This window comes from Oscillibacter acetigenes, assembly GCF_025567605.1.
Taxonomy (GTDB): Bacteria; Bacillota; Clostridia; order Oscillospirales; family Oscillospiraceae; genus Oscillibacter; species Oscillibacter welbionis.
Window position 1 is genome coordinate 203,414 of record NZ_JAOQKG010000003.1, and the last position, 22,340, is coordinate 225,753.

The window sequence follows — 22,340 nt, forward strand, 5'->3', positions numbered from 1 at the left end:
CTTTTCGTTCCAAAGTCAGAATGACAATATTATAGCAGATATACCAGCTTTTGCAAGGGGGTCATGCGCGTTTTTCCAAATTTCCGCTGTAACGGGCCCGAAAATCCGCGAACGTCCCTTCGTCCAGGGCCCGGCGGATGCGGGCGGCCAGCTCATTGTAGAAGTACAGGTTGTGCAGCACCGCCAGCCGCAGGGCCAGCACCTCATCCGCCTTGAACAGGTGCCGGATGTACGCCCGGGAGAAGTGGCGGCAGGCGGGGCAGCCGCAGCTCTCGCTGATGGGCCGGGGGTCGGTGGCGTACTTCTCGTTGAGGATGTTCACCGTGCCCTCCCAGGTGAAGAGCTTGCCATGGCGGCCGTTGCGGGAGGGCATCACGCAGTCGAAGAAGTCCACGCCCCGGGCCACGCCCTCGATGATGTTGCTGGGAGTGCCCACGCCCATGAGGTACCGGGGCTTGTCTTTGGGCATGTGGGGCTCCACCGCGTCGATGATCTCGTACATCACCTCCGCGGGCTCCCCCACCGCGAGCCCCCCGATGGCGTAGCCGTCGCAGTCGATCTTGGCGATCTGGTCCATGTGCCACACCCGCAGGTCCGCAAACGTGGCGCCCTGGTTGATGCCGAAGAGCATCTGCCCCGGGTTCACCGTGTCCGGCAGGGCGTTGAGGCGGTCGTGCTCGGCCTTGCACCGCTCCAGCCAGCGGGCGGTGCGCTCACAGCTGGCCTTGGCGTATTCGTAGGTCGCGGGGTTCTCCACGCACTCGTCAAAGGCCATGGCGATGTCGCTGCCCAGGTTGGACTGGATCTGCATGGACTCCTCCGGCCCCATGAAGATCCTGTGCCCGTCGATGTGGGAGGCGAAGGTGACCCCCTCCTCCCGGATCTTCCGCAAAGAGGCCAGGGAGAACACCTGGAACCCGCCGGAGTCCGTCAGGATGGGGCCGTCCCAGTCCATGAACTTGTGGAGCCCCCCCATCTGCCGGACGATATGGTCGCCCGGCCGCAGGTGCAGGTGGTAGGTGTTGCTGAGCTCGATCTGGCAGCCCACCTCCTTCAGATCATGGGCGGAGACGCCGCCCTTGATGGCCCCCTGTGTGCCTACGTTCATGAACACCGGCGTCTGGACCACGCCGCCGTGGGCGCAGGAGAATTCGCCGCGCCGGGCGCGGCCCTCGGTTTTCAGCACTTTGAACATCCAGTGATCTCCTTAATATCGAATCTGTTCCATATTTTGTAGGGCGCATCCCGTTGGACGGGAGGAACCGGCTCCCGCCGGGGATGCCTCACAGCATCTCCTTGATCTCCTCGCAGAAGCTGGCCGCGGACTCCGTGTCCCGCATCACCAGAAAGGCCGTGTCGTCTCCCGCCAGGGACCCCACCATGTAGGCGACGCCCATGTCGTCCAGCGCGGCGCAGGCGGCGCTGGCCAGGCCCGGCATGGTCTTGATGACCACGATGTTCTGTGCGCTGTCGATGCTGGTGATGCTCTCCCGGAAGATGGTCCGCAGCTTCTCCGCGAAGTTCAGCCGGGTCCGGTTGCCGGACACGGCGTACTTGTACACTCCATGGCCCACCGGCTCCTTGATGAGGTGCATCTGCTTGATGTCCCGGGAGATGGTGGCCTGGGTGCTGGTGATCCCCCGCTCCTGGAGACGGACGAGCAGCTGCTCCTGGGTCTCGATATTCTCCTGGCTGATGATCTCCAGGATCATGCTCTGCCGGTCATTTTTCATCTTCAAATCCTCCTGGCAGCATTTTTTGTGCAAAGATCTCACAGAAGCTCCGCTCCGACAGCCGCACCAGCCGCACGGTGTGCTTGGACCGGCGGACCTGGATCTTGTCGTCGGCCTTCAGGGAGAAGGCCCGGCTCTCGTCCACGAACAGATACACCGGCTTGCGGCCGTTGCGCTCCAGCTCGATGGTCAGCGTGTGCTCCGGCGAGAGGACATAGGACGAAAAGCGCATGTTGTGGGTGCAGATGGGACAGACCACCATGGTCTGGGCCACCGGCTCCACCACCGGCCCCCCGGCGGACAGGGAGTAGGCCGTGGACCCGGTGGGCGTGGCCACGATGACGCCGTCTCCGGCGATATCCGCCAGGTGCCGCCCGTCGGAGGAGATCTTCAGATGGATCACATGGGAGATGGGACCCTCCCGGATCACCGCGTCGTTCAGGCCCAGATTCGTGTAGATCTGGCGGCCCTCCCGCTGGACGGTCACGTCCAGCATCATCCGCTGTTCCGTCTGGAAGTCCCAGTCCTTCAGCTTCCGCAGGGCCTCCAGCTCCCCGGCCTCCAGCTCCGCGATGAAGCCCAGGCCCCCCATGTTGATGCCCAGCACCGGAATCTTGTTCAGGGCCACCAGCTTGGCGAGATGCAGGATGGTGCCGTCCCCGCCGAAGGTAATCAGCAGGTCGGCGCTTTTCAGCTCCGCCGTCAGGGGCCGGGTCTTGTAGTCCCCATAGGCCCCGTCCTTCTGGTCCTTGAAGGGGGGACACACCACCGTCTGGAAGCCCATCTGCCGCAGAATGGCGTCTGCCCTGCGGGTGGTCTCCATGCCCCGGTCTCGGTTGGGGTTGGGGCAGAGGATGATCTTTTTCATGGGTTGCCTCCCTCTCCGTGCTCCTTCAGGGTCTGGTGAGACTCGTCCACCAGGGCCTTCAAGTCAAATGTACGCTCCTGCCGGGGACCCTTTTCCAGATATCCCAGGTACTCGATGTTCCCCTCCGGGCCCCGGATGGGGGAATAGGTCAGTCCCAGCACTGTGAAGCCCGCGTCCCCGGCGTGGTCCAGAAAGTGCTCCAGCACCTCCAGGTGGACCGCCGGGTCCCGGACCACGCCCTTCTTCCCCACCTTCTCGCGCCCGGCCTCGAACTGGGGCTTCACCAGGCAGGCGGCGTGGCCGCCGTCCTTCAGCAGGCCGTTCAGGGGCGGCAGGATCAGCTTCAGGGAGATGAAGCTCACATCCACGGAGGCAAAGTCCAGCGCGTCCGGCACCTGCTCGTGGGTGAGATACCGGGCGTTGGTCCGCTCCAGGCACACCACCCTGGGGTCGCTGCGGAGCTTCCAGGCCAGCTGGCCGTAGCCCACGTCCACGGCGTAGACCTTCTCCGCGCCGTTTTGCAGCATACAGTCGGTGAAGCCGCCGGTGGAGGCGCCGATGTCGGCGCAGACGGCGCCGTTCAGGTCGATGGGGAAGGCCGCCATGGCCTTCTCCAGCTTCAGCCCGCCCCGGCTGACGTATGCCAGCGTGCCGCCCCGGACCTCGATCTGGGCGTCCTCCGCCACGGCGGTGCCGGGCTTGTCCACCCGCTGGCCGTTCACAAAGACCTCGCCGCTCATGATGACCGCCTGGGCCCGCTGGCGGCTCTCCTGAAGGCCCCGCTCCGTCAGCAGGACGTCCAGCCGTTTTTTTTCACTCATGTACGCGCCTCCTGTACCGCCCGGGCGATGCCCGCGGCGTCGATGCCTGCCTGATGCTCCAGCTGGGGCACGGTCCCCTCCGGCAGGAAGGTCTTGCCCAGGTTGATGAGCACCAGCTTCTCCGGCGCCTGGCCGTGCTGGGCCAGGATGGCCGCCGTCCGCTGGCCCACGCACCCGGCGCCGAAGGCATCCTCCGCCACTGCCAGCAGCTTCTTCCCCGCCAGCCAGGGCGCCAGCGTCTCATACTCCAGGGGGGAGATCTGATTCAGCTTCAGCACCTCGGTCCTGACGCCCTGCCGTTCCAGCAGGTCCGCCGCCGCCAGGGCCTGATTCACCAGCACGCCGTAGGTGAGGAGCGTGACGTCCTCCCCCTCCCGGAGCCGGACCACCGGCGCACCGGACCGGTCCTCCCGGTAATCGCCCTCGCCGCCCCGGGGATACCGGACCGCCACAGGCCCGCCGATCTCAAACAATGCCTGCCGCAGCATCCGCCGCAGTTCCGCAAAGCTGGCGGGGCACAGCACCGTAAACCCGGGGATCTCCGACAGGAACAGCGCGTCGAAGCAGCCGTGGTGAGTCTCGCCGTCGGCCCCCACCAGACCCGCCCGGTCCACCCCCAGCACCACATGGAGCCGCTGGAGGGCCACGTCATGGATCAGCATGTCGTAGCCCCGCTGGAGGAACGAGGAGTACACGGCAAACACCGGGAGCATCCCCTGCTTGGCCAGGCCCGCGGCCATGGCGACGCCATGCCCCTCAGCGATGGCCACATCGAAGAACCGGTCCGGGAACTCTTTGGCAAAGGGGGCCAGGCCGGTGCCGTCCGCCATGGCGGCGGTGATGGCGCAGACGCGCCCATCCTCCGCGGCGCAGGCGGCCAGCGTCTTGCCGAACACGGCAGAGAAGTCGTCTCCCCCGCTCTTCTTCACAAGGCCCGTCTCCGGATCGAATGGCCCCACGCCGTGGAACTTGTCCGGGTTCTGCTCCGCGAAGGAGTAGCCCCTGCCCTTCACGGTCTTCACGTGGACCACCACCGGGCACTGGAGCTCCCGGGCCCAGGCCAGCACGTGGACCAGCCGGTCCAGGTCGTGGCCGTCGATGGGCCCCAGGTAGGTGAAGCCCATGTCCTCAAACAGGGTGCTGCCGGGCCACAGGGCCTTTTTCAGGGACGTCTTGACCTTGTGGTTGAACCGGTACAGCGGGTTCTCCATGGGGTGCTGTCCGAACAGGCCCCGGTACCACTTCTTGAAATGGTAGTAGGCGGGCTTGGAGCGGATCTGGCTCAGATGGCTGTCCACCGCCCCCACGTTGGGGTTGATGGACATGCCGTTGTCGTTGAGAAGGACGATCAGGGGCTCGCCGGAGGCACCGGCGTTGTTGAGGCCCTCATAGGCCAGTCCCCCGGTCAGGGCGCCGTCCCCGATCAGCGCCAGAACACTGTAATCCAAGTGCTGTAAAGTTCTTGCTCTTGCCATCCCAAGGGCCACGGAGACGGAGTTGGAGGCATGTCCGGCGATGAAGGCGTCGTGTTCGCTCTCTCGGGGCTTGGGGAAGCCGGAGAGGCCGCCGAACTGCCGCAGGGTGTCAAACAGCGCCTGCCGGCCGGTGAGGGCCTTGTGGACGTAGCACTGGTGCCCCACGTCGAACACCAGCCGGTCCTTCGATGTGTCGAAGACCCGGTGGATGGCCACCGTCAGCTCCACCGCTCCCAGGTTGGAGGCCAGATGGCCGCCGGTTTTGGACACATGCTCCACCAGGAACTGCCGCAGCTCCCGGCACAGGGGCTCCAGCTGTTCCCGGTCCAGGGCCTTCACGTCCGCCGGGGTATGGATATTCTCTAAGATCAAATGACCCAGCCTCCTCTCAGCGGTGGAACAGGTGCAGAAACCTTCCCACCCAGTAGACCACGCTGGTGCTTTTGTTCAGGGCCACCGTCTTGCCCAGGGCCTTGCCGCCGATGGTGAGGCCGGACACCAGGGCCGTCACCGCCACGCTCAGCAGCACGCTCTCCGGCAGGGCAAAGGCCGTCTGGAGCCGCACCACGATCACGGCGGTGGTGGTCCCGCTGACGATGCCGCAGATGTCCCCCACCACGTCGTTGCAGACGCTGGACACCCGCCCGGCGTTCCGCAGCAGGACCAGCGCCTCCTTGGCGCCGGGCTCCTTGTGGGCGGCCATGGAGTGAAAGGGCCTGGGGTCCGCCGCCGTGACCGCCACGCCGATGATGTCGAACAGGATGCCCAGGCCGATGAACACCGCCAGCACCAGCGCGGCAGCCGCCGCACCCGCGCCGCTGAGACTGGTTTCCGACGCAAGGCTCAATGCCGCAGACAGGACGATGGCAAGAAAAAAGACCTGCACGGCCCACCGGTAGGGGCCCGGCCTCTCCCGCTCCCGTCCGCGCTTTCGCTTTGGGGTATCGCTCAAAAAAAGTCCCTCCACTTGGGAATGAATTCCAGTTGGCTAAGTCGGCGGCGGCGGAAAAGGTAAATCTTACGGCTTAGGTACGGGTTGGATTTCCCCGCGGCACACCTCTCGTTGCCGATGGAGGCGGTTCCCCCTTCGGTGCCGCGGCACAGTGTCGCCAGCCATGCCACCCGATCGCCACTTAGTCCGCACTGCAATCCCTTTTCAGCCCGGTCAGGACAGCCTAGGTGATTTCCACCCCAGTCGATCCGTCCCTTTAGCCTCTTTTGCAAACCGGGTTTCAGGGGGCGATCAAACGGGCCCTCTGGCCAGAGGGCCCCGCCTGTTGTTCCCCCATCCACCCGCCTCACGCAAGGCAGGCTACGTCTGCACACAGCGTTACGGCCCCGCAGGGCCGATGCACCGCGCTGCAGGTTCATCAGCTGCTTCGTACGCGGCCCGGAATACCACACTGGGAGTACGTCCGCGCACAAGAACAGGTCTCCACGGAAACAGGGTCGTCATCACCATGCCATTGGAAAGCGCCCTGAGTCCGCAAGCGCAGGCAAAGCCAGGCTTCCCCCCAGCACCCACCCGAAACTGGGCGTATCAAGCAGGCACCAGAGGTTTCATCGGTGTGCCCTTCAGAGGATTTTTAGCCCCTCCTTCGGAGACGGATGATCTGACTAGAATACTGCGCCGCCGCTTAGCGCCATACAGTATATCACAAATCTAATAAATATACAACATATTCCGTATATGCGTCCGTAAATTTTTTGTGACCGGCCGGGCTGTCCTCCTGATGCGGACAGTCCCCGGCGCCGGACAGAAAAGGGGCCGCCGGACGGCGGCCCCGCTCTTCACTTGTTCCGCTCCGCCAGGGAGTCCGCCAGGGCGGCCAGGAAGCCGTCCGTGTCCCAGTCCGCCACCGCGGCCTTGGCCACCTCCGTATGGGCGCGGACCGCCCGGCCGCAGCCCTCCAGCCCCAGCAGGTCCATGAAGGTGACCTTCCCCTCCTCTTTGTCGGAGCCGATGGGCTTGCCGAACTCCGCCGCGTCGCCGCACACGTCCAGCATGTCGTCCCGGATCTGGAAGGCCAGCCCCAGCTCCTGGGCGTACGTTTCGGCGGCGGCCATCAGCCCGCCGCTTCCGCCCGCCGCGGCCACGCCCAGGCGGCAGGCCCCGGCGATCATGGCCCCGGTCTTGAGCCGGTGGACCTCCGTCACCTCCGCCTCGGTCTTCGGGGCGTGGAGGGTGTCCAGCACCTGGCCCGCCACCATGCCGTCCGCGCCGGAGACCTCCGCCAGGATGCGGCCGCAGGCGGCCCGGCGGCTCTCGTCCAGCCCCGGCGCCGTCAGGATCAGGCGGTAGGCCTCCGGCTGGAGGGCGTCCCCCGCCAGCACGGCCAGCGTCTCGCCGTAGACCTTGTGGTTGGTGGGCTTGCCCCGGCGCAGGTCGTCGTTGTCCATGCAGGGCAGGTCATCGTGGATCAGGGAGTAGGTGTGGACCAGCTCCAGGGCGCAGGCCATGGGCAGGGCCGTCTTCCAGTCCGCAAGGCCCGCCAGCCGGGCAAACTCCAGGGTCAGCACCGGCCGGATGCGCTTGCCCCCCGCCAGCAGGCTGTATCGCATGGACTCATACAGGTCCCGCCAGTCCGGACTCCCGGCAAAGAGGGTCTCCAGATACGACTCCACCGCCGTGCGGTAGGTCTCATACCGGGTCTGAAACACCTGTTCGCTCATCCCTGCTCCTCCTCTCCGAAGGGCAGCTCCACCGGCGCGCCGTCGGGGCCCTTCATCAGCTTGACCACCTTCTGCTCCGCCACGTCCAGCTCCTGGGAGCAGGCGGCGATCAGCTTCGTCCCCTCCTCAAACAACGCCAGAGAGTCCGCCAGGGGGGCATCCCCCTTCTCCAGTGCCGCCACGATCTCCTCCAGCCGGGCGATCTCCTGCTCGAACGTCTGTTTCTTCGCGCTCATGGCTGTTCCTCCTTCGTATAGGGCTTGTCCACCACGGCGGTGAAGCCGCCCTCTCCCAACGTGACGGACACCCGGCTGCCCGGCGCCGTCTCCCGCCAGCTTTTCAAGATCTTCCCTTGCTCATCCCGGGCCACGGCGTAGCCCCGGCCCAGCACCGCCAGTGGGCTCATGGCGTCCAGCGACGCCGCCAGGGCCGCGAATTTCTGCCGGTGCCGCCCCAGCACCGCGCCGGTCACGTCCCCCAGCCGCTGCTGTAAGTGGTCCAGGTCCAGCCGCTTGTCCTGGACGTAGGCCATTCCGTCCGTCATCACCCGCTTGGCCGCCAGGGCGGTGAGCCGCTGCCGGGCGGTCTCCAGCCGCGCCGTCTCGCTTCTCGCCATCCGCTCCCCTGCGCCCCGGAGCCACCGCAGCAGCTCCACCTGGTCCGGCACGGCGATCTCCGCCGCGTTGGAGGGGGTGGACGCCCGCGCATCCGCCACAAAGTCGGCGATGGTCACGTCCGGCTCGTGGCCCACGGCGGAGATGATGGGCGTCTCACAGTCGTAGATGGCCCGGGCCACCCGCTCGTCGTTGAAGGCCCACAGGTCCTCCATGGACCCGCCGCCCCGGCCGGTGATGATGACGTCCCCGATCTTCCACCTGTCCGCGTACCGGATGGCCCCCACGATCTCCGGCGGGGCCTCGGCCCCCTGGACCCGCACCGGCAGCAGGATCACCCTGGCGATGGGATACCGGCGGCGGAGGATGCGGATCATGTCGTGGACCGCCGCCCCGGCGCCGGAGGTGACGATGGCGATTTTCTCCGGATAGGGCGGCAGGGGCTTTTTGTGGGCAGGGTCAAAGAGGCCCTCCTTCCACAGCTTTTCTTTTAACTGCTGGAAGGCCACCGCCAGGTCCCCCACCCCCTCCGGGATCAGGGAGTCGCAGTAGAGCTGATAGGCCCCGTCCCGGGGGAACACGGTGATGCGGCCGGAGGCCACGGCCTTCATGCCGTTCTCCGGCCGGAACCGGAGGCGGGAGGCCTGTCCCCGGAACATGACGCACCGGAGGGCCCCCTCCTGATCTTTCAGGGTGAAATAGTGGTGGCCGGAGGGGTAGATCTTGTAGTTGGACAACTCTCCCCGGACGGCGACGCCCTGTAAAGCCGGGGCACTGTCCAGCAGGCCCTTCACCAGCTGATTCACCTCTGTGACACCATAGATATGTGGTTCCATACGCGTTTGCTCCTTGGTCCCTGCGGGCAGAAAACGAGGAGCCGGACGGCGGCGTCACGCCCCCGTCCCGCTCCGCAGGACTGCCCTTATTCCGCTGTCTCCCGGCGCACGAAGGTGCCCAGGATGCCGTTGATGAACTTCACCGTCTCCGGCGTCTCATACTTCTTGGCGATCTCCACCGCCTCGTTGATGGAGGCGCCGTGGGGGATGTCCGGCATGTACAAAATCTCATACATGGCCACCCGCATGATGGCGGAGGCCACCAGGGGGATCCGGGCAAAATTCCACCCCTTGGCGTATTTGGCGATATACCCGTCCAGCTCCGGAGCGTGGTCGGCCACGCCCCGCACCAGGCGGCGGATGTAGTCCGCCTGCTTGGCGTTGGGCGTCTCCTGATACAGCGGGTCCTCCTCCGCCAGGGCGGCGAAGGACTCCGGTGTCAGGCGCTCGTCCAGCAGCTCCTCCACCGGCTTGTCGGTGAAGCTCAGCTCGTAGGACAGATGAATGGCGATCTCTCGCGCGGTGTTCCGTACCATAACCTCAACTACGTCCTTTTCTCTCTCATTCCCATCCGGGACTCAGGCCAGCGTCACGCCGCCCACGTGGATGTTGACCGCCTCCACAGAGCAGCCGGTCATGGCCTCCACCGCGCCGATGACGGCCTTTTGGGCATTTTCCGCCACCGTGGGGATGGGGTGGCCGTACTCCACCGTCAGATAGATGTCCAGCACCAGGGCGGCGCCGGTCATGTCGATCTTCACACCCTTGGCGCCCTTCTGGGCGTTCTTCTTGTTGTGGACCAGGTCCGTGACGCTGCCGCCCATGGCAGTCACCATGCCGGACACGCCCTCCACATCCCGGACGGCGCCCACGGCGATGGCGGCAATCACTTCCTCGGAAATGTTGATGCTCCCGTTCTCCTCCGGCAGCGTCATATACTCTTTGCTCTCGCCCATCGTAAGCCTCTCCTCACTGTTTGATCCTTGGTAGAGACGGGGGTCGCCCGCCGCGTCCCAGAAGAATGGTTCCAGGGTGTTATTTTACCATGTTTCCCGGGAAAATACAACAGCTAATTTGAGGCCATGATCTTGATGCCGCTGGCTGGGTATCCGGTCTCCGTCATGGCGATGTCGGTGATCTTGGCCACGTCCTCGGCCGTCAGCTCGCCGGTGCCGGTGTCCACCACCACGCTGATGCTGTCCTCCCCCATGAAGGCCACGCAGTCGGTATAGCCCTTGGCGGTCACCAGGTTTTCGATCTGGGCCTCCTTCATGGTGTAGCCCGCCAGCACCTGGATGCCCTCCGACGCCTCGTTGGCCACCGCCGCGTCGGCCCCGGACTGGTCCGCCGCCTCCTGCAGCAGGGAGATGGCGTTGTCCCTGGCCTGCTGGCGGGTCAGCCGGGCGGAGGCGAAGTAGTCCCCGCCGGTGTAGACCGCCTCCTCATCCGTCCCGGCCTCGCCGCCGTCCTCCTGACCGCTGACCAGCGTGGCTTCCCCCAGGATCTTGGTGCCGGTCTCCTCCACGGCGTCCGCCGCCTGCTCGCCGGTGTACTTCCAGTTCAGGGCCACTGCTGCGCACACCAGCAGCACCATCGTGGCCACCACGGTATTCCGCTTCCATCTCGCGCTCATGGGCTGTCTCCTCCTCCAAATCATCACTGCGATTTTGCCACGGTGATGCGGTCTGCGGAAAGGCCGGTCAGGGCCGCCACCGCCTCCGTCACCGCCAGCTTCACGTCCGCCCGGTCCCCGCCCTGGCACACCACCAGGGCCCCCCGATAGGTGGGATACACCGTCCGGGTCACCACCGGCGCCTCGGCGCTCCCGTCGTCCACCAGCACGGTCTGGGAGGAACGGGAGTAGTCCTCCGGCGCCGCGGTGGAGCCGCTGTAAGAGAGCTCCGAGTCCTGTGCCAGCTGCCGCTCGCCGTCCGATTCCACGGTCAGCAGCACCTGCACCTCCCCCACGCCCTGGATGCGGCCCAGAATGTCCTCCATCTCCTGCTGGAGCTCCGCCTCCACCAGGGCGGCCGCCTGGGGCGAGGCGCGCTCCGCCGTCTTCCCGTCCCCGCCGGGCCACAGCAGCAGCACGGCTCCCGCCAGCGCCACCAGCGCCACGAATTTGTACTTGTCCCATATCCTTCGCACTCCTTCAGTTTTCTGCTTCCCGCTCATGCCAAACCTGCCTCTCCGCCGGGATGCCCAGTTCCGTCTCCAGCGCCGACGCCAGCGCCTGCGACCAGCTGCCCGTCAGCTCCGCGGACCAGGGCACCGGGATGCCGTTTCCCTCCGTCCGCGTCTCCACCCGGACGGTCACCTCCAGCCCCAGCTCGCCCGCTTTGTCCAATATATATGCTTCTGTCTGCTCCGCTATGATAGAAGCCATGGCCTCGGTCTGTGTGTCGGCCAGCTCCTCCTGCCGTTCCTCCACCGCCGCCTGGTAGTGGTCGAAATCCAGCTCCAGATGCTCCAGGTCTGCCCCCAGCACCGGCCGCAGCAGCACCAGCAGCAGGATGAGCCCGCCGGTGAAGCCCGCCGCCTTCCGCACGGTGCCCGGCGGGATCAGGCTCTGGGCCGCCGACAGCAGCACCGACACCAGTACCACGGAGGTCAGCCACGCCCGCACCGCCTCCATCATGGCATCACCGCCCCCACGGAGGCCAGCACGGAGATGAGCAGCAGCAGCGCGCAGCCGCCGGTCATGCCCAGAATCAGGCCGAAGGCGCCTCCCAGCCCGTCGATGAGCTTGCACAGCCCCGGCGCCCCCACCACGGAGGCCAGATACGCCGTCAGCTTGTACAGCAGGTACTGGACCCCCAGCTGCAGGAAAGGATAGGCGCAGGCCGCCAGGATGGCCAGCATCCCGAAGACGCCGATGGTGTTCTTCAGCATCCCGGCCCCGGCCAGCACCGTCTCCGACGCGTCGGCGATGATGCCTCCCACCACCGGCACCACGCCGGAGATGGCGGCCTTTGCCACCTTCACCGTGGCGCTGTCGGCGGAGCCGGAGATGATCCGCACGATGGAGAGGTAGATGGTGAACACCAGCAGCGCCGTGGTGAGGATCCAGGTCACCAGCTTTTTCAGCGCCTCGGCAATGGCCCCCAGCCGGTTTTCCGGCAGGCAGGCCGCCGCCGTCAGCAATCCGATGTACAGGTACACCAGCGGCAGCAGCAGCTGCCGGATCAGCCGCAGCAGCAGATCCACGAAGAACACCGTGGACACCTGCTGCACCGTGGCGGTGGTGACGGCCCCGCTGGCCGCCGTGGCCGCCGCCAGGGTGGGCAGCAGCGCCTGGGAGAAGTCCGCCAGCTCCCCGATGGTCCGGCTGCCCAGCCCCATCAGGGAGTCCAGGCTCCCGGCGGAGGCCAGGGTGATGGACAGCGCCCCCGCCATGGGCAGGAACGCCGCCCCCTTCCCCCCGGTCCCCTGGGCGAAGCCCTCCACCACGCCGCACAGCACCACCACCAGCAGCACCGCCGCCGCGCCCCGGGTGCGCTCCCGGACCACGTCCCCCACCTGGTCCGCCAGCCGGTCTAAAATGTTCCCCACCCCCTGGGCAAAGCCTGTCCCGCCGGAGAGGTCCCCGCCCGTGAGATCCTCCGCCGCCTCCGGGGCGGCCCGCTCCAGCTCCGCCGGCAGGTCCGCCGCCGCGGCGGAGGTGGTCAGCGCCAGCACCAGCGCCGTCAAACAGATCCACCATTTCATCCCATCAGCTCCAACAGCATGTCCAGCACCGCCCGCAGCAGCGGCAGGGCCGCCAGCAGGGCGCAGAGGGTCCCCGCCGTCTCCACCACGGAGGCCAGGGCGCTCTCCCCCGCGTCCCGGCAGAGGTTGCCTCCCACCTGCACCACCAGGGCGATGCCGATGGTCTTGTACAGGGGCACAAACAGGTCCGCGGACACGCCGCTGGCCGACCCCAGCTCCCCCAGGAAGGCCAGCAGCTCCTTCACCACGCCCGCCAGGGCCAGGGCCACCACCACGGCGGCCCCCACCGCCAGCAGCAGCGCCGTCTCCGGACTGCCCCGCTTCACCACCAGGGCCAGCAGCGCCCCCACCACGCACAGCCCCGTCACCTGGATGACCTGCTCCATGTCAGAAATCGAACAGGGACTTGATGAGGTCGAACAGGTCGCTGATCTCTCGGACCATCAGCATCAGCACGCACACCAGCCCTGCCAGCACCACCATCAGCCCCTGCTCCTCCCGGCCCGAGCGGATCAGCAGCTGGTTCAGCACCGCCACCAGGATGCCGATGGCGGCGATCTTGAAAATCAAATCCACTTCCATGCGTCTATCCTCAAATCAGTAAAATCACCAGCAGCGCCGCGCTGGAAAGCCACAGCGCCGCGGACCGCTTCTCCGTCTCCTGCCTGTGGTCCCGGGCCGCCGCCAGGTTTTTTTCCAGGATCTTTCCGGCAAGGGTTAATGCTTTACATACGCTCTCCTCATCCCCCTGGAGGGAATCTCCCAGGGCGGTCAGGGCGGTCCGGCTCTCTGGACCGAGGGGCAGCGCCTCCGCGGCGGACCGCCAGCTCTGCCCCAGGGGCGCGCCCCGCGCCAGCGACGCCGCCACCGATGTACAAAAGTCCCGGACAGGTCCCGTCCGGTCCCGGCCCAGGGACCCCAGCAGCCGGGGCAGGCTGGTCCGGCGGAGCCGGATCTCCTCCCCCATGCGGTCCAGCAGGGCGGTCAGGTCCGCCAGCGTGTCCAACTCCCGCCTGCGCTCCGCCGCCGACCGCCGCCAGGCCCAGGTCCCGGCCCCCAGGATACACACCGCGCCCACCAGCTTCACCATGGCAGTTCCTCCACTTCGTATGTCCTTCCGGCCTCATCCCGGCGGATGCGCACCGCCAGCCGGAACACCTTCTCCGCCAGCAGCTGCCGGTACAGCGGCCGCTGGGTCAGCTCTGCGGCATCGGCGGCGTGGATGGTGGCCAGCAGCCCCACGCCGCACCCGGCGGCCTGCATGGCGGCCCGGAGGTCCGCCTCCGCCGTGATCTCGTCCACGGCGATGACCTGGGGGTTCATGGCCCGCAGGGCCATGGGGATGCCCAGGGCCTTGGGGCAGGCGTCCAGCACGTCCGTCCGGGGCCCCACGTCCATCTGGGGCCTCCCCCGGACCATCACTGCCACCTCCCCCCGCTCATCGATAAGGGAGACCCGCAGACCCGGCCTGCCGGTGCCGCCGGAGGAGAGGCACCGCACCAGATCCCGCAGCAGCGTGGTCTTGCCGCCGCCGGGGGGCGACAGCAGCAGGGTGTTCTGATACCGCCCGTCCCGAAACAGCCGGGGCGCCACCGCCTCCCCGATCCCCCTCTGCTCCCGGGCGATGCGGACAGCGGCGGAGGACAGGTCCCGCAGGGCGGTGCTCTCCCCGTCCTTCATCACCGCCGTGCCGCACAGCCCCACCCGGAAGCCGCCCCGCACGGAGAGATACCCCTCCCGCAGGGTCTCCTCCGCCGCATAGCGGGAGTAGTCGGTGGCAAGGTCGCAGAGAGTCTCCAGATCCTCCGGCGTCACGGCGGCCCCCAGGGACCGCTCCCCCTCCGGCAGCAGCACCGCCAGCGGCTGCCCCGCCCGGAGGCGGAACTCCTCCGCCATCTGCCGGACCTCCGGCGGCTGGGCCAGAGCCTGTTCCCGCAGGCGGCCCGGCAGCACCCGGGCCGCCTCCTCATAGCGGCGTTCTTCCTCCTTCACGGGCCGCGCCCCCTTTCGTAACACGCTATACTCTATGAGGGGTTGTCCCCGGATATGACTCCCTCAGTGGAAAAATGGGACAAGCCCGGAAAAATGGAAAGCGTACTTGACATGGTACCGGAAGTGTGCTAAGTTGAAGACGGAAAGCAAACTTTCCATCCGTCAGAAGCGGATGGGGCGTATGAAAGGGGGAATCGCCCTTGAAAAACCGCCTGGAGGCGCTGCGCAAGGCCAGGGGGATCAAGCAGGAGGAGCTGGCGGAGGCGCTGGAGGTGTCCCGCCAGACCATCGGGTCGTTGGAAAACGGGCGGTACAACCCCTCCATCCTGCTGGCCTTCAAGCTGGCCCGGTACTTCGGCACCACCATTGAGGACATTTTCATCTATGAGGAGGATGGCACATGAAGAAGCAGGTCATATTGATGTCCCTGGCAATCGCGGGGCTGCTCTGCTGCATCCCGATGTTCGTCCTGAATGCGCCGGGTGCGCCCGGTCTCTCCGGCGGCGCGGCCTCCCTGCTGGGTATGGCCGGGGCGGTGCTGTTCGGCACCTGCGCCGGGACGTTGCTCCAGCTGAAACGGCTCTCCCGGGACCCGGACTACCGGCAGAGGCAGAAGGCCCAATGCGACGAGCGGAACCAGGCCATCCGGGACCGGGCCGGCTGCATCGCCGGATTTTGGACCGTCGGACTGCTGGTGGTCTCCGGCCTGATTTTCCAGAGCTTTGAACGGTTCGGCATTCCCGACTGGGTGGGCTGGGTGTTCATCGGCATCTATCTGTTTTACACTTTGGCGTTCCTGGGGCTTTACAAATGGCTCCAGCGGAAGATGTGAGGAGGCGCTGTCATGAAGCGGAACACACGCTGGTATCTCTCGGCCGCCGCGGCGGGGGCGCTGCTAGCGGGGGCCGCCCTCTGGGCGGCGCGGACGTTTCCCGCCGCTCCCGCCGCTGTGCCGGGGTTTTTTGGCCTTGCAGGCGGCCTCCTGTTCTTCTGCGCCATGGCGGAGCTGCTGTCCACCCGAGACCTGGACCCCGCCCGGCGGGAGCGGGACCGGGAGGACCACGACGAGCGGGGCGCCATGATCCGGGCCATGGCCAGGGCCCGGGCCGGGGACGTGCTGCTGTGGCTGCTGCTGTTCGGCGCTGCCTACCTGTACTTCTTCGGCGTGCCCAAGTGGGTCAACATCACCCTGCTGGGCCTGGCCTGCGTAAAACTGCTTCTGGACTGGATGTTCACCGTCTGGTACCGCCGTCAGTATTGAAGGAGGGACTCTGTATGAACCGCACACAAAAAAAGCGCCTGTTCCAGGGACTTCTGGCCATGGGCATCGTCCTGCTGGTCCTGTCCCTGCTGCTGGACGGCCGGGTGCCCGATTCCCTGGGCGGGATGCTCTGCGGCATAGGCTCCGGCCTGCTGGCCATGGCGGGGTCCACCCTGCTGAACCTCCGCCACGAGGCGAAGCACCCGGAGATGGCCCGGCAGCACGACATCGAACAAAAAGACGAGCGGAATGTGGCTATCCGGAACCGGGCCAAGGCCGTGTCCGGCGAGGTCCTCCAGTGGAACGTTCTGGCGGCGGCATGGCTCTCCATCGGCCTGGATGCGCCCCTGTGGGTCCCCCTGGCTGCCACCGGTGTCTTCGTAGCCAAATCCGTGCTGGAGCTGTATCTCATGATCCGCTACGAGCGGGAGATGTAAGGGGTGCGCCGGGATGAAAAAGCGCTGGTATCTGCTGTTGATCGCGGCGGGGCTTCTGCTGTGCGCGGTCCCGCTCCAATTCCCCCAGCATCTCCCCAAGCCCGTCTTTGCTCTGCTGGCTGCGGGTGGGTCCGTACTGGTGGGCGGTTCCCTCGGCTCCCTGCTGTGTCGGGTCATTCGGATTCGCGACCCGGTACTCGTTCAGGCTTACAAAGAACAGCACGACGAGCGGAACACCATGATCTGCGAAAAGGCGGCGGCCCGGGCCGCCCGGGTCATGCAGGGCGCGGTCCTGTATTTCGGCGCGGCCTATGCCCGCTTTCTGGAGCTGCCCATGTGGATCACCTGGGGGCTGGTTGGGTTCTGCCTCGCCTGGGGGCTTCTGGAATGGGGCCTCACCCTCTGGTACCGGCACAGGATGTAGCAAAACAGGACCCCGGCAAGCAGCCGGGGTCCTGTTGGTCTGCCGCTCACTTGCAGCAGCTCTTGATGTCGTCGCAGCTCTCCGGCCGCTTGACGGTGTTGGGCGGGAAGAACTCGCCCACCGGGAAGGAGATGTTCCGGAACAGAGCGCAGGGGTCCTCGCAGCCGTCGCCGCAGGCGCACTCCTTGTCGGGCATACAGTAGTCGTAGACGGGCACCAGCAGCTGGGTGTCCCGCTCCAGCCGGACGATGGAGAACTGGCCCAGGGTCACATAGATCCGTCGGCTGTCGTCCCCGCTGGACAGCTCCCCGCCGAAGCAGTCGCCCACGAAGGTGGGGATTTCACACAGGTCGCAGTCGCAGTCCCGCTTGCAGCAGCAGTCCATGATGCGGGCGTCCAGCACGATGGGGTCCACGGCCTCCACCACGGCGATGGGCGTGTTGGACCGCTGCATCATCTGGGGATCCGGCTCTCCGGCCCGCATCTCGGAGGAGAAGATCTTGGCGTTCCCCTCGCTGCCGAACAGGATGGCCCGCTTGTCAAAGACGCACAGGCCCTCCACCGTCACCGGCACCGGGCAGCTGAGATAGGCCTGGAGCGTCACATGGTAGAAGAAGCGCATATCCACGGTGTAGAAGCCCCGGTTGAAGCTGACGGGCTCCACATCCACATAGACGTACAGCAGCTTGGCGCTGCCGCCCTTCACGGACAGGGCGCGGTTGATGATGTCCACACACTGCAGCTTGGGGTAAAACCGCAGGTCCTCGATGCAGTCCTTATCGCGGCAGGAATCAAAAATCTTCCTGGTATGGATGCAAACCGCCTCCCGGATGCCGCAGGAGTCCTCCACGGGACCGGGCATAACTTTCTCGGGCATTGCAATACCTCCTAATAAGTAGCTGGATGAAAGAGAAGCTCTTTCAATCCAGTGTATGCGCCCGGCTCCCATTGGTGCGGCGGCGGGGAAATTCGGACTATACAAACCCGGCGGTCCTGCGGTATAATACAATTGTATCCAATCCCATTCCAAGGAGGTGACGCGGATGCCCGGCTTTATCCATGACAAGCTGGAGATCAAGTTTCTGATTCTGTATATCACCGCCCGGGTGATCGAGCCGATTCCCTTTGATACCGTGTGGGATCTGGCCATGTGCGACGAGGGCGTGGACTATTTCGACTTTGCCGAGTGCCTCTCCGATCTGGTGCGGACTGAGCATCTGACGCTGTCTGCGGACGGGCTGTACGCCATCACCGACAAGGGCCTGCGGAACAGCCGGATCTGCGAGTCCAGCCTCCCCTACTCCGTGCGGCTGCGGTGCGACAAGAACCTGGCGGCCTGCAACCGCCACCTGCGGCGCAAGAGCCAGGTGAAGGCCTCCACGGAGAAGCGGCCCAACGGCACCTACACGGTGCGGCTGGAGCTGTCGGACGACATGGGCAGCGTGATGGACCTGCGGCTGGCCATCCCCCGGGAGGACATGGCCGCCATGCTGACGGAGCGGTTCCAGAAATCCCCGGAGCGGCTGTATGGCGAGATCATGCGGGCCCTGATGTCCTCCGAGCCCGAGGACGAGGCCCCGTAAGGAGGGGCGGCGAGGGGGCTCCTTCTCCTGGCCGCCGGGTCCCCGCTCCACGGCCTGTCGGCCCGTTTTGGGAGATAAGGAGGGATTCTCTTGCTTCAGATCGTATGGAACTGGATGCTCGTCGCGGTCTTCCCCCTTCTGGCCGGTCTGCTGTTCCGCTGGCTGCTGCGCCGCTGGCGGCGCGGCTGGCTGCTGACAGCGGGGGCGGCAGCTTTGGCCCTGATCCTTTTCCTCTGGGCCAGCACAATCCCCATCCCCGGCAGTGAAGGGCCAATGCTCTGGACCATCCAGGCCGCCTGCCTGACCCTGGGCGCCGGGGTTGTGGAGCTGGTCTTGAAGCTGAAACGGCGCTTGTGAATGAAAAACGCCCGTGTCCTTTTGGACACGGGCGTTCCGTTCTATTTCACCACCACATTGGCCTCTCCCAACGTCTCCCGGGCCTCCTGCAGCAGGGCCTCGTGGAGGCTTGCATGGGTGCCGTAGACCTTGCGGGTGTCCGCCATCACCATCTTCACAGCGGCGTTGCCGGGAAACATCTGGAACACCAGCTTCATGTGGCGCACGCTGGGGTGGTCCAGGCTAGGGAACTTCAGGTACAGCACCTGATCCGGCGCTTTCGCGGCCTGCCCTTCCGCCGCCGGAGCGCCTGCGGCAGAGAGCGGATACGCGCTGTCGCAGAGGATCTGGGGCGCTTTCTCGTCCCGGACGGAGAGCCGCCCCTTCACCACCACTGCCTGGTTCTCCTTCAGGTACGGCCCGCAGGACTCCAGCACCCGGGCGAAGCACAGCAGCTCGATGGAGGCGGTGTCGTCCTCCACCGTCACATAGGCCATCAGGGAGTTGTTGCGGGTGGTCTTCGTCTTGCTGGAGGTGACGATGCCGCAGATGGTGATCCGCTGGTCGTCGGCGAACCGTGTGGGGCCGCCCTCCTGGGCGAAGTCTCCCAGAATGGAGCCGATAGTGGGCGCCCCCAGCCGCCGCACCGCCTCCCGGTACTGGTCCATGGGGTGGCCGGAGAGATAGAGGCCCGTGGTCTCCTTCTCCATCAGCATCCGTTCCTCGGGGGTGTACTCGTCGATGTCCGGCAAGGGGATTTCCTTCACATTCTTTCTCCCGCCGCTGCTGCCGTCCGCCAGGGAGAAGAAATCCATCTGCCCCTCCAAGTTCTGGCGGCGGCTGTCCGCCACCGCGTCCATGACGGACTCGTACACCTGGATCAGCTGGGACCGCCTGGCCCCCAGGGCATCGAAGGCGCCGGAGCGGATCAGGTTCTCCACCGCCCGCTTGTTGATGTCGCTGCCCGCCATTCGGTCGCAGAAGTCGTAGAGGGACGTGAAGGGCGCCTGCTCCCGCTCCCGCATCACCGCCTGGATGAAGCCCCGGCCGATGTTCTTGATGGCCACCAGCCCGAAGCGGATGCCCCCCTCCTCCACAGTAAAGCGGTCGGCGGAGCGGTTGATGTCCGGCGGCAGCAGGGCGATGCCGCAGTCCCGGCACTCGCTGATGTAGCCCGCCACCTTGTCGGAGTTGTCCAGCACGCTGGTCAGCAGCGCCGCCATGTACTCCCGGGTGTAGTGGCACTTGAACCAGGCGGTCTGATAGGCCACCACCGCGTAGGACACGGCGTGGGCCTTGTTGAACGCGTAGTTGGCAAAGTCGTAGATATCCTGATAGATGGCCTGAGCCGTCTCCTCCGGGATGCCGTTTGCCACGCAGCCCGCAATGTTCCGCTCCGGATCGCCGTGGAGGAATGCCTCCCGCTCCTTCTCGATCTGGGCGGCCTTTTTCTTGGAGATGGCCCGGCGCACCATGTCCGCCTGCCCCAGAGAGTATCCCGCCAGCTGCTGGAAGATCTGGATCACCTGCTCCTGGTAGACGATGCACCCGTAGGTGACGGAGAGGATCGGCTCCAGGGACGGGTGGAGGTACTTGATCTTGCTGGAGTCATGCTTGCAGGCGATGAACCGGGGGATGGAGTCCATGGGGCCGGGGCGGTAGAGCGCGATGATGGCGGTGATGTCCTCGATGTTCTGGGGCCGCAGGCCCACGCACACGCCGGTCATGCCCGCGGACTCCATCTGGAACACGCCGGAGGTCTTGCCGGCAGAGATCATCTCAAAGGTCTCCGGGTCGTCCTCCGGGATGTCCGAGAGCTTGAAGTCCGGCAGGCGCTCCTGGACCATCTTCACCGCGTCATCCAGCACCGTCAGGTTCCGCAGCCCCAGGAAGTCCATCTTCAGGAGGCCCAGCTCCTCCAGGGTGGTCATGACGTACTGGCACACCACGGCGTCGTCGTTCTTCGCCAGGGGCACGTACTCGTACACCGGCCGCTTGGTGATGACCACGCCGGCGGCGTGGGTGGAGGCGTGGCGGGGCATCCCCTCCAGGGCCTTGGCGGTGTCGATGAGCTTTTTCACCTGCTCATCGGTCTCGTACTGCTCCCGCAGGGGCTTGGACAGGCGCAGGGCGTCGTCCAGGGTGATGTGGAGGGCGCCGGGCCCGGCGGGCACCTGCTTGGCGATCACGTCCACGTCGGCATAGGGCATGTTCATCACCCGGCCCACGTCCCGGATCACGCCCCGGGCGGCCATGGTGCCGAAGGTGACGATCTGGGCCACGTGGTCATCCCCGTACTTCCGGCGGACGTAGTCCACCACCTCGCCCCGGCGGGTGTCGCCGAAGTCCATGTCGATATCCGGCATGCTGACCCGCTCCGGGTTCAGGAACCGCTCGAAGTACAGGTTGTACTTCATGGGGTCGATGTCCGTGATGTGGAGGCAGTAGCTGACCATGCTGCCCGCGGCGCTGCCCCGGCCGGGACCCACGGGGATGCCTGCGCTTCTGGCATAGCGGACGAAGTCGGAGACGATCAGGAAGTAGTCGGTGAAGCCCATCTTCTCGATCATGTCCTGCTCGTACCGGAGCTGGTCCCGGTACTGGTCGTCCGTTCCATACCGCTCCCGATAGCCCTCGTCGCAGAGCTTTTTCAGATAGGAGAAGCTGTCGTACCCCTCCGGCAGCCGGAATTCCGGCAGGTGGTACTTGCCGAAGGAAAAGTCCAGATTGCACATGTCGGCGATCTTCGACGTGTTCTCCAGCGCGCCCTCGTAGCCCGCGAACAGGGCCGCCATCTCCTCCTCGCTGCGGAGGTAGAAGTTCCGGGGCTCATAGCGCATCCGGTTCTCGTCGTCGATGGTCTTGCCGGTCTGGATGCACAGCAGTACATCGTGGGCCTCCGCGTCCTCCTTCCGGAGGTAGTGCGCGTCGTTGGTGCACACCATAGGCAGCCCCGTCTCCCGGTGGATGCGGAGGATGCCCTGGTTCACGATGGCCTGGTCCCGGATGCCGTGGTCCTGGAGCTCCAGATAGAAGCGGTCCGGGCCGAAGATGTGGGAGAGCTCTAGGGCATAGGCCTTGGCGTTCTCGTACTCCCCGTTCCGCAGCCGCCGGGGGATCTCCCCGGCGAGGCAGGCCGACAGGGCGATCAGTCCCCCGCTGTACTGCCGCAGCAGCTCCAGGTCGATCCGGGGCTTGATATAGAAGCCCTCTGTCCACCCCATGGACACCAGGTAGGACAGGTTCCGGTAGCCCTCCTCGTTCTCGCAGAGCAGCACCAGATGGCGGCTCTCCGCGTCCAGCTCGTGGACCTTGTCGAACCGGGTCCGGCCCTGGGGGGTGACGTACACCTCGCAGCCGATGATAGGCTTGACCCCCTCCGCCTTGCAGGCGCGGTAAAAGTCCACGGCACCGTACATGACGCCGTGGTCCGTGACAGCGCAGGCGGTCTGGCCCATGGCCTTCACGATGCCGGGCAGGTCCCGGATGCGGCAGGCGCCGTCCAATAAGCTGAATTCCGTATGAACGTGGAGATGGACAAAAGACATAGCATGTTCCTTTCCAAAATCGCACGCGCCG

At 66.0% G+C, this 22,340-nt stretch carries 28 protein-coding genes; 7 read left to right on the forward strand and 21 right to left on the reverse strand.

Going from position 1 to position 22,340, the window contains the following annotated elements; genetic code table 11:
• Positions 1-61: 61 nt before the first annotated feature.
• The 19 genes from tgt to OCV80_RS07855 form a co-directional block, all read right to left on the reverse strand.
• Positions 62-1,195: a tRNA guanosine(34) transglycosylase Tgt gene (gene tgt / locus OCV80_RS07765; protein ID WP_136891736.1), complete on the reverse strand. Its 1,134-nt coding sequence runs from the start codon at positions 1,193-1,195 to the stop codon at positions 62-64.
• An 88-nt stretch (positions 1,196-1,283) separates the two neighbouring features.
• Positions 1,284-1,733, reverse strand: a complete 450-nt coding sequence (gene argR, locus OCV80_RS07770) for an arginine repressor (RefSeq protein WP_021748960.1) — start codon at positions 1,731-1,733, stop codon at positions 1,284-1,286.
• Positions 1,723-2,601: an NAD(+)/NADH kinase gene (locus OCV80_RS07775; protein WP_021748959.1), complete on the reverse strand. Its 879-nt coding sequence runs from the start codon at positions 2,599-2,601 to the stop codon at positions 1,723-1,725. The genes argR and OCV80_RS07775 overlap by 11 nt, the downstream gene beginning before the upstream one ends.
• Positions 2,598-3,422, reverse strand: coding sequence for a TlyA family RNA methyltransferase (locus OCV80_RS07780; protein ID WP_267288333.1), 825 nt, complete (start codon positions 3,420-3,422; stop codon positions 2,598-2,600). Before OCV80_RS07780 ends, OCV80_RS07775 begins: the two co-directional genes overlap by 4 nt.
• Positions 3,419-5,269 (reverse strand): 1-deoxy-D-xylulose-5-phosphate synthase, encoded by a 1,851-nt coding sequence (dxs, locus tag OCV80_RS07785; RefSeq protein WP_267288334.1) that lies wholly within the window; start codon positions 5,267-5,269, stop codon positions 3,419-3,421. Before dxs ends, OCV80_RS07780 begins: the two co-directional genes overlap by 4 nt.
• 16 nt (positions 5,270-5,285) lie before the next feature.
• Positions 5,286-5,849, reverse strand: coding sequence for a hypothetical protein (locus OCV80_RS07790; RefSeq protein WP_025545655.1), 564 nt, complete (start codon positions 5,847-5,849; stop codon positions 5,286-5,288).
• 839 nt (positions 5,850-6,688) lie between these two features.
• Positions 6,689-7,570 (reverse strand): polyprenyl synthetase family protein, encoded by an 882-nt coding sequence (locus OCV80_RS07795; RefSeq protein ID WP_267288335.1) that lies wholly within the window; start codon positions 7,568-7,570, stop codon positions 6,689-6,691.
• On the reverse strand, positions 7,567-7,806 hold the full coding sequence (xseB, locus tag OCV80_RS07800; protein ID WP_267288336.1) for an exodeoxyribonuclease VII small subunit: 240 nt from the start codon (positions 7,804-7,806) through the stop codon (positions 7,567-7,569). The genes OCV80_RS07795 and xseB overlap by 4 nt, the downstream gene beginning before the upstream one ends.
• Positions 7,803-9,020, reverse strand: a complete 1,218-nt coding sequence (gene xseA, locus OCV80_RS07805) for an exodeoxyribonuclease VII large subunit (RefSeq protein WP_119310944.1) — start codon at positions 9,018-9,020, stop codon at positions 7,803-7,805. Before xseA ends, xseB begins: the two co-directional genes overlap by 4 nt.
• An 86-nt stretch (positions 9,021-9,106) precedes the next feature.
• A complete protein-coding gene (nusB, locus tag OCV80_RS07810; protein ID WP_021749005.1) occupies positions 9,107-9,556 on the reverse strand; it encodes a transcription antitermination factor NusB in 450 nt (149 codons plus the stop codon).
• Positions 9,557-9,598: 42 nt separating this feature from the next.
• Positions 9,599-9,976, reverse strand: a complete 378-nt coding sequence (locus OCV80_RS07815; protein ID WP_021749006.1) for an Asp23/Gls24 family envelope stress response protein — start codon at positions 9,974-9,976, stop codon at positions 9,599-9,601.
• A 113-nt stretch (positions 9,977-10,089) separates the two neighbouring features.
• Positions 10,090-10,653, reverse strand: coding sequence for a SpoIIIAH-like family protein (locus OCV80_RS07820; protein ID WP_136891732.1), 564 nt, complete (start codon positions 10,651-10,653; stop codon positions 10,090-10,092).
• A 23-nt stretch (positions 10,654-10,676) separates the two neighbouring features.
• Positions 10,677-11,168 carry a stage III sporulation protein AG gene (locus OCV80_RS07825; protein WP_145985068.1) on the reverse strand — a complete coding sequence of 164 codons (492 nt, stop codon included), beginning with the start codon at positions 11,166-11,168 and terminating at the stop codon, positions 10,677-10,679.
• Between the two features lie 4 nt (positions 11,169-11,172).
• A complete protein-coding gene (locus tag OCV80_RS07830) occupies positions 11,173-11,658 on the reverse strand; it encodes a stage III sporulation protein AF (protein WP_021749009.1) in 486 nt (161 codons plus the stop codon).
• Positions 11,655-12,728: a stage III sporulation protein AE gene (locus OCV80_RS07835; protein WP_256264489.1), complete on the reverse strand. Its 1,074-nt coding sequence runs from the start codon at positions 12,726-12,728 to the stop codon at positions 11,655-11,657. The genes OCV80_RS07830 and OCV80_RS07835 overlap by 4 nt, the downstream gene beginning before the upstream one ends.
• Positions 12,725-13,114 carry a SpoIIIAC/SpoIIIAD family protein gene (locus OCV80_RS07840; protein WP_021750249.1) on the reverse strand — a complete coding sequence of 130 codons (390 nt, stop codon included), beginning with the start codon at positions 13,112-13,114 and terminating at the stop codon, positions 12,725-12,727. Before OCV80_RS07840 ends, OCV80_RS07835 begins: the two co-directional genes overlap by 4 nt.
• 1 nt (position 13,115) lies before the next feature.
• Positions 13,116-13,310 (reverse strand): stage III sporulation protein AC, encoded by a 195-nt coding sequence (gene spoIIIAC, locus OCV80_RS07845; protein WP_021750248.1) that lies wholly within the window; start codon positions 13,308-13,310, stop codon positions 13,116-13,118.
• Positions 13,311-13,320: 10 nt separating this feature from the next.
• A complete protein-coding gene (locus OCV80_RS07850) occupies positions 13,321-13,818 on the reverse strand; it encodes a stage III sporulation protein AB (RefSeq protein WP_021750247.1) in 498 nt (165 codons plus the stop codon).
• On the reverse strand, positions 13,812-14,720 hold the full coding sequence (locus OCV80_RS07855; protein ID WP_021751893.1) for an ATPase, T2SS/T4P/T4SS family: 909 nt from the start codon (positions 14,718-14,720) through the stop codon (positions 13,812-13,814). The genes OCV80_RS07850 and OCV80_RS07855 overlap by 7 nt, the downstream gene beginning before the upstream one ends.
• A gap of 200 nt (positions 14,721-14,920) precedes the next feature.
• On the opposite strand from OCV80_RS07855, the gene OCV80_RS07860 reads away from it, so the two are divergent.
• Genes OCV80_RS07860 through OCV80_RS07880 form a run of 5 tightly spaced genes read left to right on the forward strand, consistent with a single transcriptional unit; the run spans position 14,921 to position 16,842 of the window.
• On the forward strand, positions 14,921-15,124 hold the full coding sequence (locus OCV80_RS07860; protein ID WP_025545063.1) for a helix-turn-helix transcriptional regulator: 204 nt from the start codon (positions 14,921-14,923) through the stop codon (positions 15,122-15,124).
• Positions 15,121-15,552, forward strand: coding sequence for a hypothetical protein (locus tag OCV80_RS07865; RefSeq protein ID WP_025545064.1), 432 nt, complete (start codon positions 15,121-15,123; stop codon positions 15,550-15,552). The genes OCV80_RS07860 and OCV80_RS07865 overlap by 4 nt, the downstream gene beginning before the upstream one ends.
• Positions 15,553-15,564: 12 nt before the next feature.
• Positions 15,565-15,981, forward strand: coding sequence for a hypothetical protein (locus OCV80_RS07870; protein WP_119310940.1), 417 nt, complete (start codon positions 15,565-15,567; stop codon positions 15,979-15,981).
• Positions 15,982-15,995: 14 nt separating this feature from the next.
• Positions 15,996-16,418 carry a hypothetical protein gene (locus OCV80_RS07875; RefSeq protein ID WP_119310939.1) on the forward strand — a complete coding sequence of 141 codons (423 nt, stop codon included), beginning with the start codon at positions 15,996-15,998 and terminating at the stop codon, positions 16,416-16,418.
• Positions 16,419-16,431: 13 nt separating this feature from the next.
• Positions 16,432-16,842 (forward strand): hypothetical protein, encoded by a 411-nt coding sequence (locus OCV80_RS07880; protein WP_021751895.1) that lies wholly within the window; start codon positions 16,432-16,434, stop codon positions 16,840-16,842.
• A gap of 46 nt (positions 16,843-16,888) precedes the next feature.
• Here OCV80_RS07880 and OCV80_RS07885 read toward each other — a convergent pair whose 3' ends face one another.
• Positions 16,889-17,719: a hypothetical protein gene (locus OCV80_RS07885; RefSeq protein ID WP_021750239.1), complete on the reverse strand. Its 831-nt coding sequence runs from the start codon at positions 17,717-17,719 to the stop codon at positions 16,889-16,891.
• 166 nt (positions 17,720-17,885) lie between these two features.
• On the opposite strand from OCV80_RS07885, the gene OCV80_RS07890 reads away from it, so the two are divergent.
• Entirely contained in the window at positions 17,886-18,425 is a 540-nt protein-coding gene (locus OCV80_RS07890; protein WP_021750237.1) for a DUF4364 family protein, read from the forward strand.
• 90 nt (positions 18,426-18,515) lie between these two features.
• Entirely contained in the window at positions 18,516-18,782 is a 267-nt protein-coding gene (locus OCV80_RS07895; protein WP_036630864.1) for a hypothetical protein, read from the forward strand.
• Between the two features lie 41 nt (positions 18,783-18,823).
• Here the strand turns inward: OCV80_RS07895 and OCV80_RS07900 are convergent, their stop codons facing one another.
• Complete coding sequence (locus OCV80_RS07900; protein WP_267288337.1) at positions 18,824-22,309, reverse strand: DNA polymerase III subunit alpha; 3,486 nt, start codon at positions 22,307-22,309, stop codon at positions 18,824-18,826.
• Between the last annotated feature and the right edge of the window lie 31 nt (positions 22,310-22,340).